Here is a 12,081-nt window from a genome sequence, read left to right as displayed (position 1 = left end):
CTACACGGCCTGTACGGCGTCTGCCGGCGCGTCCCAGACGAGGAGTACCCCCATGTCCGCCACCGTCTCCTTCCCGGTCCCCACTTCGCGGGGCCCGAAGACCGTGACCGTGTCCTACGCGCGCGTGGGCCGCGGCGAACCGCTGCTCCTGCTGCACGGGATAGGTCACCACCGGCAGGCCTGGGACCCGGTGGTGGACATCCTCGCGACCGAGCGCGATGTGATCGCCGTGGACCTGCCGGGGTTCGGCGCCTCGCCCGCGCTCCCGGAGGGGCTGGCGTACGACCTGCCCACGACGGCCGCCGTGTTCAGGGCCTTCTGTGAGGAGCTGGGGCTCGAACGTCCGCATGTGGCGGGCAACTCGCTCGGCGGCCTGATGGCTCTGGAGCTGGGCCGCGAGAAGGTCGTACGGTCCGTCACCGCCCTCTCCCCCGCCGGGTTCTGGTCGCAGGCCGAGCGTCGCTACGCCTTCGGTGTGCTGCTCACCATGCGGCAGATCGCCCGCCGGATGCCGCTCCCGCTGGTCGAGAAACTCGCGCGCACGACAGCCGGCCGTACCGCGCTCACCAGCACCATCTACGCCCGCCCCGGCCGCCGTTCACCCGAGGCCGTGGTCGCCGAGACGCTCGCGCTGGTCAACGCCCCCGGGTTCGACGACACGCTCCGGGCCGGTACGAGCGTCCGGTTCACCGACGACATCCCCGGCATCCCGGTGACCGTGGCCTGGGGTACCCAGGACCGGCTGCTGCTGCGCCGGCAGGGCGTCCGCGCCAAGCAGATGATCCCCCGGTCCCGGCTGGTACGGCTGCCCGGCTGCGGGCACTGCCCGATGAACGACGACCCGGCCCTGGTCGCGCGCGTCATCCTCGACGGCAGCCGCTGACCGGCGCGGGAACAGCCCCAACGCGCCCGATCCCAGGGCCACTCCGGCGCCGACAAGGGCGCTGCCGACGGCCTGGGCGGCCCCGTAGGAGCCCGTTCCGACGAGCGGCGCGGTAGCGGCGGCGGCGACCGGGATGAGGCCGGAGAAGAGCGTGGCGCGCTCCGCGCCGATCCGCTGCATGCCCATGTACCAGCACACGAAGCCGACGACCGTGACGACCGCCGCCTGCCACAGCAGCGCGGCGGCCTCGGTGCCGTCGGGGCGTCGCAGCCAGGCGGTCCCGTCGAGGACGAGCCCGGCCGTCGCCGCCTCGATCGCGGCGAGCCCGCACACCGTGGCCGACAGCAAACGCGGTCCCAGGGGCCGCAGTACGGGAACCGCGAGCACCGCGAAGCCCACCTCTCCCGCAAGTGCGCACCCGGAGAAGGCGATTCCGGCGCCGTCCGTACGGCCCCACCCCTGGACCGTGAACGCGCCGACGGCGACGAGTGACGCCCCGTAGAGCACGATCCGGCGCGGACGGCGGCCCTCCAGGAGGGGGACGAGGACCGCGACCGCTACGGGGGCGCAGCCCACGAAGACGCCGGGGACTGCCGGTTCGGCGCTGCGTTCGGCGGCGATGACGGCCAGGTTGAAGCCGACCATGCCGACGGCCGCGAGCAGGGCGAGACGGGCCCATTGGCGTGGGGTTAGCGCCCGCAGCCGGGCCCTCGCGTCTCTGCCGGTGAACGGGACCAGGAGCAGGCAGGCGAGGCCGTAGCGCAGGAACTGGCCGCCCGCGTACGGGTAGTTGCCCAGGACGCTGTTCGCGGTGAAGGACGCACCTACGAGGACGCAGGCGAAGGCGGCGAGCGGGGCGCCGCGGGCGGTGGTGGCGTTCATGGCGGCGACGCTAGGGAGAGCGGCGGTCCGGTTTAAGGTCCATTTCCATGACGTCATCGGGGACCAATCCGGAGGGGCCGACCAATGCGGAGGGGCCGACCGGTCCGGAGGGGCTGACGGGTTCCGCCGCCTGGGAGTTGCTGCTGCCCGCCGCCTCGGCACCGGCACGCGCGCGTGGCCGCTCCCTTCAGGCGGCGCTGCGCGAGGCGGTGCGTGCGGGGCGGCTGGCGCCGGACACCCGGCTGCCGTCGAGCCGGGACCTGGCGGCCGACCTCGGGGTGTCGCGAGGCCTCGTCACGGAGGCGTACGAGCAGTTGACGGCGGAGGGCTATCTGCGCAGCGGCCGCGGTGCGGGCACCTGGGTGGGCGGTGCCGTACGGGCGGCGCGGCCACGCGCGCGTGACCTCGCGCCGCGTTCCCCCGGCGCCCGCGCCGACTTCGTGCCCGGCACCCCGGACCTGTCGCTGTTCCCGCGTGCCGCCTGGGCAGCGGCGCAGCGCGGTGTGCTGGCGGAGTCGCCGCACGAGTTGCTCGGCTATCCCGATCCGCGCGGGCTGCCCCGACTGCGTACGGCTCTGGCGGAACTCCTGGCGCGCCGCCGGGGTGTGGTCGCCGACCCGGAGCGGCTGATCGTGGTCTCCGGAGTGGCGCAGGCGACGGCGCTGCTCGGATTCGTGCTCCACGCGCGCGGGACACGCACCGTCGGCGTCGAGGACCCGGGCAGCCCCCAGCACGACTCGCTGTACGCCTCTGCGGGCGTCGGCACCGTACCGCTGCCCCTGGACGAGGAGGGACTGGCGATCGGTCCGTTGCGAGCTTCGGGCGTACGGGTCGTCGTGACCACGCCCGCCCATCAGTTCCCCACGGGCATCGCCTACTCCGCACGGCGGCGCGCCCAACTTCTGGACTGGGCGAGGTCGTTGGACGGGCTGGTCTTCGAGGACGACTACGACGGCGACTTCCGCTACGACCGAGCCCCCGTGGGCGCGCTCCAGGGACTCGATCCGGAGCATGTCGCCTACGCGGGCTCGGTCAGCAAGTCCCTCGCCCCGGGGCTGCGGCTCGGCTGGCTGCTCGTCCCCGAGTCACTGGCCGACGAGGTCGTCGAACGCAAGCGCACCATGGACCTCGGCCACCCGACCCTCGACCAGGCACTGTTCGCCCGCTTCCTGGAACGCGGCGACTACGACCGCCAGTTGCGGCGCTGCCAGCGCGCCTACCGAGAGCGCCGCGACGCCCTCGTCGTCGCCCTGGAGGAGCACTTCCCCGGAGCGCAGGTGACCGGGATCGCGGCGGGACTTCACGTCATCGCCGAACTGCCGGAGAAGTACGGCCCACAGGAGGACTTCCTGGAACGCGTGGCCTCCGCCGGTGTCGCGGTGCGCCCGCTCACCGCCTACAGCCACGCGCGCGTGGACGACGCGGTCGTACGGCTGGTCCTGGGGTACGCGCATCTGTCGCCCGGGCGGATTCGTGCGGGTGTGGGCCTGATGGCCGGCGCCGTGCGCCCGTAGAGAGTCTCTGGTGTCGCACGCGGGCCCCCATGTCACCGCGTTCCGTTGTTCACCTGTGGTTTCCGTGTGCGCTGTGGCGCACCAGTAGTTGTGGCACTGCACCCTGACCGCATCCCGTCCGTGGAGGCGCAACCCCATGTCACATCGTCCGTTCCCCGCCCGCCGTAGCGTCCTGCGCGGCTCCCTGGCCGCGTCGGCGGCCCTGACCGTGCCCGCCGCCCTCGGAGCCGCCCCGGCCTTCGCCCTCTCCGGGCGTCCCAAGGCGGGCTGGGGCGTGCAGGCGGGGGACGTGACCTCCGACTCCGGGCTGGTGTGGGTGCGCTCGGACCGCCCTGCTCGGATGATCGTGGAGACCTCGGCCACCGAGTCGTTCCGCAATCCGCACCGCTGGCACGGCCCGCTGCTCGGCGCGGACACGGACTTCACGGGCACCACCCGGCTGCGCGGGCTGCCCTCGGGGCAGCAGATCCACTACCGGGTCCTGCTCGCCGACCCCGACGACCCGCGCCGTACGGGCGAGCCGGTCGACGGCACGTTCCGCACGGTGCCGACCGGGCGGCGCGGCGTGCGTTTCCTGTGGTCCGGTGACCTGGCGGGGCAGGGCTGGGGCATCAACCCGGACCTGGGCGGTTACCGGATCTACGACGCGATGGCCGAGCTGGACCCGGACTTCTTCGTGTGCAGCGGCGACAACATCTACGCCGACGGTCCCATCACGGCGACCCAGGCACTGCCCGACGGCAGCCTCTACAGGAACGTCACCACGCAGGAGAAGTCCAAGGTCGCCGAGACCCTGGCCGAGTTCCGCGGGAACTTCCGCTACAACCTGCTCGACGAGAACCTCAAGCGGTTCAACGCCCAGGTCCCGTCGATCATCCAGTGGGACGACCACGAGGTACGCAACAACTGGTACCCGGGCGAGGTGATCTCCGCCTCCGACACCCGCTACACGGAGAAGAACGTCGACGTCATGGCGGTGCGCGCCCGGCGTGCGTTCAGCGAGTACTTCCCGATCTCGACACTGCGGCCGGGCGCCGAGGAGGGCCGCGTCCAGCGTGTGATGCGGCACGGCCCGCTGCTCGACGTGTTCGTCCTGGACATGCGGACCTACCGCAACGCCAACTCGCCCGACCAACAGACCGTGGACCCGCAGGGCATCCTCGGCCGGGAGCAACTGGAGTGGCTCAAGCGGGAGTTGTCGCGCTCGCGTGCGGTGTGGAAGGTGATCGCCGCCGACATGCCGCTCGGCCTGGTCGTGCCCGACGCGACCGAGGGCAAGCCGAACATCGAGGCCGTCGCGCAGGGCGACCCGGGCGCGCCGCTCGGACGTGAACTGCAGATCGCGGAGCTGCTGCGGTACATCAAGCACCGGCGGATCACCGGCACCGTATGGCTGACGGCCGACGTGCACCACACCTCGGCGCAGCACTACCAGCCCTCGCGGGCCGCGTTCACCGACTTCGAGCCGTTCTGGGAGTTCGTCTCCGGTCCGCTGAACGCGGGCGCCTTCCCGGCCAGCGATCTCGACAACACCTTCGGTCCCGAGCGGGTGTTCGTGAAGGCGCCGACCGCGCAGAACGTGTCGCCGGCCGAGGGCTACCAGTTCTTCGGCGAGGTCGACATCGACGGCCACAGCGGGGAGTTGACGGTGCGTCTGCGCGAGCAGGACGGCACCGTGCTGTTCACGAAGACCCTTCAGCCGGGACGGGTCGGCCAGTAACTCCACTACCCTCGTACCTGAGCCGCGCACCGGCGTCATCCCCCGGTGCGCGGCGCGGTGCGCAGCGTGCCAACTCCCCGCCGCAGACCGTGTTTCCGCAGGTCAGGTCCGATTGTCAGTGGTGGCCTCTACGGTTTTTGCATGACGCGATCTTTGCAGGCCGTGACCTATCCCCGACCCTCCGTGCTGGAGTCGTCGGCGGACGGACGGCGCCTCGGGCTGGAGACCTCACGAGGTGCGACTCCTTCGGGTGTCACCGACCATCCGCGCTTCTTCGCGGGCTTCCTGACCTCGCCTCAGGTGGCCTCGGCGGCGCTGCTGGCGGTGGCCGACGTGGCGGCCACGCGCTACTACCAGCGCCAACTGGCCGCCTCCCTCGACCCGGTGGTCACGGCGGGCGGCGACCGGCTGCGCTTCGAGTCCTTCTCCGGCTGCGGCGGGGTGTACGCGCGGCTGGACGTCCTCGCTCCCGGACTCGACGGCGACGAGGTGGGACACGGCACGACGAACGTCGACGTCAACAACCCCCTCCGCGAGGCCCTCTCCCGGATCGGCACGGACGATCCGCTCCACCTCCGGGTCGGCCCCGAGGAGTTGGCCGTCACCACGCTCGACGGCCCGGTCGTGGAGAAGAAGGTGCCGCTCCCGGACCGATGGCTGCGCGGCTTCGCGGAGGCCCAGGTCATAGCGGCGGGCTTCGACCTGCGCGCCGAACTCCCCGCGGCGGAGGCGGTCCGTTTCCTGCGCTCGCTCCCGAAGGGCGGTGCACGCGGCACCACGAGCGGCCCGCGCTGGGTCGTCCCGGCGGGACGCGGCCTGCGCCCGACCACCCGTCCCGTACCGGGCGCCGTCTGCCTCCCGGGCCCGGAGCGCCTGATCGCACTCCAGCGGATCCTGCGCCACGCGACGGCCCTGCGCATCTACGGCCCCTCCGTCGTCGGCGCCGACGCCACGGCCGGTGCGTGGGAGGCCGTCCTGCCGGGCATGCGGCTCACCCTCACGCTGTCGCCGGACGCGTCACGCGGCTTCTCCGGCGAGGGCGGGGTCCTGGACGCGCTCGCGACCGACGAGGCGGGCGAGGACGCGGAGTTGATCTCCGTGCTGCTGGCCTGGGAGCCCCGCATCGACGTCGCCGACATGGCCGCCTCCTCGGGACTCACCCCGGAGCGGGTCCGCGCGGCGCTGACCCGGCTGGGCACCTCGGGGCGCGTCGGCTACGACACGGCGGAGGCGGCCTACTTCCACCGTGAACTCCCCTACGACGCACAGCGCGTGGAGCGTCACAATCCCCGGCTGCGTTCGGCCCACGCGCTGGTGGCCGCGGGGGCGGTGACCCTGGAGGGCGCGATCGGCACGGTGACCGCCGAGGACGGTCATGTGCACCGGGTGCGGGACGAGGCGGGGGTGCTGACTTGCAGCTGCGTGTGGTGGGCGAAGTACCGGGGCGGGCGGGGGCCGTGCAAGCACGCGCTGGCGGTGCGGATGGTGCGGCGGGGCGCCGCGACGGAGCGGGACACACAGCAGAACACGAAGCAGGACATGGCGCGGGTCGACGGGGGTGTGCGATGAGTTCGCTGATGGAAGCGGTGCGGGCGGGCCGGACGGCCGAGGCGGTGGGCCTGCTCGACGGGTTGACGGACGCCGAACGGCGGGGGTTCCTCCCGGAGTTGAAGGAACTCCGCAAGGAGCTGCGCAAGGCACCCTGGGAGGAGCCGTCCCGCCGCGCCTATCCGGCTCTGCACGCGGCCGGGGCCGCCTGTGAGACGGGGGCGGCAGCCGCGGCGACCTGGATCGCCGCCACCGACATGCGCTGGTCGCAGTCGTCCCCGGCGCTGCTGATCCACATCCTGGGCGACCGCGACACCGCCTGGCTCACCGACGTGACGCACCGCCTCGCCGGACGCCCGGCCTCCACCGCCGTGCCGTACGAGCTGATGGCCGGTCTGGTACGGCTCTCCGGCTGTCCGGTGCCGACGACGGACGCCTATGTGCGGGGCTGGGTTGAGCACATCGGCAACCTGCGGCAGCTCGGGAACACCCTGCTCGACCGGTTGCGCAAGGATCCGCATCTCGCGGAGCTGGTGGACGCGGTCTTCGGGACGGAGGACATCGGCAGCCCGCTGGAGTGGACCTCGGCCGAGGGGCCGAACAGCTGGGTCGACGCGCTCGCCCAGCTCACCACGGAAGGCGTCCTCGACCGGAAGCGGACGGTGGACGCGTGTGTGGCGCGGCTGCTGCGGGGCGGTACGACCCTCGACAACCGGGTGTTCCTGCGCATGCTGAAGGCCCTCGCCCTGACCCGTGACGAGGAGCGGGAGCGGATCGCCGACTGGCTGGCGCTGGCCTCGGACGCGGTGTCGATGGTCGCGTCGCATGCCCAGTCGGTGCTCGGTTCCCTCGCTCTGGACGGGGAGTTGACGCCGCGCCGGCTGGCGGAGATGTCGGACGCGGTGCTGTTCCGCCCCGAGAAGAAGCTCGTCCGGGCTCAACTCACGCTGCTGGGGAAGGTATTGGCACGGGACGCGTCGGTCGCGGTCGAGGTACTGCCCTCCCTCGCCCAAGCCTTCGGGCATGAGGACGCGGACGTGCAGGAGCGGGCACTGAAGCTGGTCGAGCGGCATCTCAAGAAGGTCGACTCCCTCGAGGTGCGGGCCGAACTCGGCGCAGCGGCCGGCCAGTTGATCCCCGCGCTGCGCACACGCGCGGTCGAGACGCTGGGCGCGGCGCCCGCGACGGCGGCGGCGCTGGTGCACGAGGAGCTGCTCCCGCCGGCACCGGAGGCGGCACGCCTCGCACCGGCACCCGAGTCTGCGGTCGAACTCGCCGAGGAGGTGGGGGCGTTGATGGCGACCGAGGGCGACGTGGCCGCGTTCGAGCGGGGGCTGGACGGGCTCGTCCGCCATGCGTACCGGGACCGGGACGCCCTGCTGGAGGCGTTGGGGCCGGTGGTCGCGCGCCGTTGGTGGGCCGGTGAAGGCCCCGGGCACGTCCAGCATCCGGACGACCGCTTCAGCAGGTCGCACCACAGCTTCGGCAGCGCGTCGTACGGGTTCGACCTCCTGCTGGCCACCCTCCTGGACAAGGTGCGCACCGACACACTCCACGAAGGGGCGCGGCACGGTCACCGGGGCCGGGAGTGCGGGCACAGCGCGCTGTCCCGGGTCTTCGACGCCCGGGTGTGGGAGGTGGCGTACCGGCTCCGCGCGGAGCCGCTGCCGTTCCTGTTGTCGACGCCGAGCTGGAGCACGGGAGTGCTGGAGCCGGACGAGTTGGTGGACCGGCTGGACACCTACCGGCGCCTGGGCGCGCGGGTCTCGGACGCCGACTTCGCGCAGGCGCTGCTGCGGGTGCGTCGCGAGGACCGGAGGGCGGCAGCCGTCGCCGCCGAGCGGGCGGAAGCTCTTGGCACGGCGGAGGGCACCCGGCTCGCGCACTGGTTGATGTCCGAGAGCCCCGCCCTGCCGCTGAGCAGGCGCCGGACGTCCGGGGTGCGCGTCGTGGTGGAGCTGGGTGAACTCCTCGATCTGCAGGAGGACTTCCCGGCGGAGTTCAGCGCGCTGGGCAAGCCGGTGACCGCCTACGGCGACCGCTGGTACTGCTACCACTGGAACCAGGACATGCAGCGGCACTGGCTCGCGATACTCCCCGAGCGTCGCGAACTGGTGGCGGCTCGGCTGCTGCGGGACGTGGCCGCCGCCGCGCTGGAGGACACCCGGGGCGCGGCCGCCGTACTCCCGCTGCTGGCCGAGTCGGAGGGGGTGGCCGGGCAGGCCACGCACCTGTGTCTGGCGTACGGGCTCGGTGCGCGGCACCCCGAGGACCGGCTCGCCGCCGTGGACGCGTTGCTGGTGCTCGCGGCGCGGGGACAGCTGGACGGGGCCCGGCTCGGGGCGGATCTCGGGGAGCTGGTGCGGAGCGGAGCCGTGAAGCCGTCGCGGCTCGCCGAGTCGGTACGGACGGGGGCGGCGACCGGGGCGAACGCGACCATCTGGGGGATCCTCCGGCACACCCTGGCCGCGCTGCTCGCCGACCTCGACGGCGACGCCAAGCCCGCCCACGCGCGGGGGCTCGGGGACCTCCTGGCCGTGGCCGCCGAATGCGCGGAGCGGTCGGGGGCGCGGGGTGAACTGCCGTATCTGGCGCAGACGGCGGCCCGGAGCGGCTCGTCCCGGCTGGTCACGCAGGCACGTCGGCTGCGCAGTGCGCTGGTGGCGGAGGTGGCCGCATGACGTAGGGCGACAGGGCTGACCTCCGGTGCGTCGCACTCGCCAAAAGAACGGCAAAAGGTACAGAACCACGCTTTTACCGGTAGGTCACAGAGCGTTCGTGATCACGCAACACCCTTCCTTCACAGTGGGTGCATGAGTCGAGACATGTTTGACGTGACGCGCGCGAAGCACGGGCGTCCGGTGCACCACTGGCGGCGGGACCTGGTGGAGCTGGCCGCGCTGTTCACGGCGGTCGCGGTGGCGGACGTCGTGGCGGATCTGGTGGGGCACGGGCCCGACGGACCGGCACTGCTGGCGATCTCCGCGCTGGCCCTGGTCGCCACGGCGGGGTTCCACACGTGGTGGTCACGCCGCCACGGTCATGCGCCGCCGACGGGCGATACCGGCGCCCGGCCGACCGCGGAGCCGCGGCAGGCCGGGCCGACCGAGCGGGCCGAACCGACCGGGGCAGAGCCCGAGTCTGCGCCTGCCGACCCCGTCGCCGAGGCGGCCGCGCTGTGGCGGATGCGGACGACGGTGCAGGACGCGCCGGGCTCGCTTGCGGTGTTGTGCACGGCGCTGGCCGGCCAGCGGGTCGACATCCTGAGTCTGCAGACGCATCCGCTGGCCGAAGGCACGGTGGACGAGTTCCTGCTGCGGGCGCCGGCCGAGGTCGCGGCGGCCGAGATCACCCGGGCGGTGGCGTCGGCCGGCGGTTCGGGCACGTGGATCGAGCGGGCCGATGCCCACGACCTGGTGGACGCGCCGACCCGCGTCCTGGGCCTGGCCACGCGCACAGCCCTGGACGCGGCGGAACTTCCCCTGGCGCTAAGGCAGTTGCTGGGCCGGTGCACCATCCGTTCGCTGCCCGCCAACGTTGTCGCCGGCAAGGGACGCGAGCCGGAATCGGTGCCGGTGGAGGGGTCGTTGGAGGACACGGTCATGCGGCTGCGGGCGCCGGAAGGCGGAGTGATCACAGTGGAGCGGCCGTATCTGCCGTTCACGCCCACCGAGTTCGCCCGGGCCCGGGCGCTGGTCGAGCTGGACGCCCGGCTCGGTCCCCGCATCCCGCGCAGCCAGGACGTACTGACGCTGCCCGAGGGCAACGCGATCACCGTGCGGCGCGCGGACACCGGCGATCTGGACGCGGCGCGGGAGATGCACGAGCGGTGCTCGGCGCGGACGCTCGGTATGCGGTACCACGGGCCGGTCGGTGACGCCGACCGCTATCTCAACCACCTGCTCTCTCCGCGCTTCGGGCGGACGCTCGCCGTGCAGACGGCGTCGGGGCGGATCGTCGGGCTCGGGCATCTGCTGTGGGACGGGGACGAGACGGAGGTCGCGCTGCTGGTCGAGGACGACTGGCAACGGCGCGGTATCGGGAGCGAGTTGTTGGGGCGGCTGGTGGGGATGGCTGTCGAGGCGGGGTGCGAGAGCGTGTACGCGGTGACGCAGGCGTCCAACACGGGGATGGTCGCGGCGATGCGGGGGCTTGGTCTGCCGCTCGACTATCAGATCGAGGAGGGGACGCTGGTGGTCACGGCTCGCTTGAGTGCGGCCGCCGTGGAAGTTGCGGAAGTTACGGAGTTCGGGCGGGCCGAAGCGCCGTAGGAGCTCCGGATTCGTTGGCCTCTGACGGTTCGTTGTGGCTGGTCGCGCCGTTCCCCGCGCCCCTTTGGAGGGGCGCAAGCGCCCTCTCCAAATCCGCCCACAGGTCATCGACGTCCTCCAGTCCCACCGACAGCCTCAGCAAGCTGTCGCTCACGCCCGAACCCCTCCTGTCCTCCTCGGTCACCACCCGGTGGCTGATGGAGGCCGGGTGTTGGATGAGGGTGTCCACGCTGCCGAGGCTGACGGCGGGGGTGATGAGGCGGACGGCGGCGATGACCTCGTGGGGGTCGCCGTGGACCTCGAAGGCGATCATCGCGCCGCCGATGCGCGGGTAGTGGACGCGGGCCACGCGCGGGTCGGCGGTGAGGCGGCGGGCGAGTTCGGCGGCGTTCGCGGACGCGGCCCGCACCCGTACCGGCAGGGTCGACAGGCCGCGCAGCAGCAGATAGCCGGCCAGTGGATGCAGCACGCCGCCCGTCGCGAACCGCACCTGGCGCAGCTGCCCGGCGAACTCCTCGTCGCAGGCCACCACGCCCGCCATCACGTCGCCGTGGCCGCCGAGGTACTTGGTGGCGCTGTGCAGGACGATGCGCGCGCCGTGTTCGGCGGGGCGCTGCAGGACGGGGGTGGCGAAGGTGTTGTCCGCGAGGAGCGGCACCGAGCCGCAGGAGTGGGCGACGGCGCGCAGGTCGAGTTCGGCCAGCGTCGGGTTGGCCGGGGACTCGACGACGACCAGGCCGGTGTCCGGCCGCAGCGCGTCGGTGATCCCGGCCGGGTCGGTCCAGGTGACCTCGGAGCCGAGCAGTCCGGCGGTGAGCAGGTGGTCACTGCTGCCGTAGAGGGGTCGTACCGCCACCACGTGCCGCAGCCCCGCCGCGGCCCGCGCCAGGAGGATGGCGGTCAGGGCCGCCATGCCGCTGGCGAACGCCACCGCGCTCTCGGTGCCTTCGAGGCGGGCGAGGGCGGTCTCGAAGCGGGAGACGGTCGGGTTGCCGAGGCGGCCGTAGACGGGCGGGCCGTCCGGTTCGGCACCGGTGGCGGCGAAGGCGTCGACGCGGGCGGCCTCGCCGCGGCTGTCGTACGACGGGTAGGTGGTCGACAGGTCGATCGGCGGGGCGTGCAGGCCCTGCCGGGCGAGGTCGTCGCGGCCGGCGTGCACGGCTTCGGTGGCCAGGGCTCGGGGGGCCGGGACGGGGTGCGGGCTCGTGGTGTCCATGGAGGGAAGGGTGAACATCGACCGACCAGTAAGCGGAGATCACCGTG

Annotated in this window: 7 protein-coding genes and 1 pseudogene; 6 read left to right on the top strand and 2 right to left on the bottom strand. The window is 72.9% G+C overall.

Annotation, left to right across the window (positions count from 1 at the left end; genetic code table 11):
• The first annotated feature begins 52 nt into the window (after window positions 1–52).
• Window positions 53–883, top strand: coding sequence for an alpha/beta fold hydrolase (locus OG504_RS43980; protein ID WP_405994771.1), 831 nt, complete (start codon window positions 53–55; stop codon window positions 881–883).
• A gap of 45 nt (window positions 884–928) precedes the next feature.
• Here the strand turns inward: OG504_RS43980 and OG504_RS43975 are convergent.
• Window positions 929–1,765 (bottom strand): annotated as a pseudogene (locus OG504_RS43975) (DMT family transporter); the annotation flags it as partial.
• Window positions 1,766–1,812: 47 nt separating this feature from the next.
• Between OG504_RS43975 and OG504_RS43970 the strand changes: the two are divergent.
• The 5 genes from OG504_RS43970 (at window position 1,813) to OG504_RS43950 (ending at window position 10,818) form a co-directional block, all read left to right on the top strand.
• A complete protein-coding gene (locus OG504_RS43970; RefSeq protein WP_405994770.1) occupies window positions 1,813–3,279 on the top strand; it encodes a PLP-dependent aminotransferase family protein in 1,467 nt (488 codons plus the stop codon).
• Window positions 3,280–3,415: 136 nt separating this feature from the next.
• Complete coding sequence (locus OG504_RS43965; protein WP_405994769.1) at window positions 3,416–4,999, top strand: alkaline phosphatase D family protein; 1,584 nt, start codon at window positions 3,416–3,418, stop codon at window positions 4,997–4,999.
• A 141-nt stretch (window positions 5,000–5,140) separates the two neighbouring features.
• Window positions 5,141–6,568 carry an SWIM zinc finger family protein gene (locus OG504_RS43960; protein ID WP_405994768.1) on the top strand — a complete coding sequence of 476 codons (1,428 nt, stop codon included), beginning with the start codon at window positions 5,141–5,143 and terminating at the stop codon, window positions 6,566–6,568.
• Window positions 6,565–9,228 (top strand): DUF6493 family protein, encoded by a 2,664-nt coding sequence (locus OG504_RS43955; protein ID WP_405994767.1) that lies wholly within the window; start codon window positions 6,565–6,567, stop codon window positions 9,226–9,228. Before OG504_RS43960 ends, OG504_RS43955 begins: the two co-directional genes overlap by 4 nt.
• 180 nt (window positions 9,229–9,408) lie before the next feature.
• On the top strand, window positions 9,409–10,818 hold the full coding sequence (locus OG504_RS43950; RefSeq protein ID WP_405996583.1) for a GNAT family N-acetyltransferase: 1,410 nt from the start codon (window positions 9,409–9,411) through the stop codon (window positions 10,816–10,818).
• Here the strand turns inward: OG504_RS43950 and OG504_RS43945 are convergent.
• Complete coding sequence (locus OG504_RS43945; protein WP_405994766.1) at window positions 10,787–12,052, bottom strand: trans-sulfuration enzyme family protein; 1,266 nt, start codon at window positions 12,050–12,052, stop codon at window positions 10,787–10,789. The genes OG504_RS43950 and OG504_RS43945 overlap by 32 nt on opposite strands.
• Window positions 12,053–12,081: the final 29 nt, after the last annotated feature.

The organism is Streptomyces sp. NBC_00986, assembly GCF_045162565.1.
GTDB lineage: Bacteria > Actinomycetota > Actinomycetes > Streptomycetales > Streptomycetaceae > Streptomyces.
The sequence above is the reverse complement of the archived record's forward strand: the minus strand, read 5'-3'. Positions and strand labels throughout refer to the sequence as shown.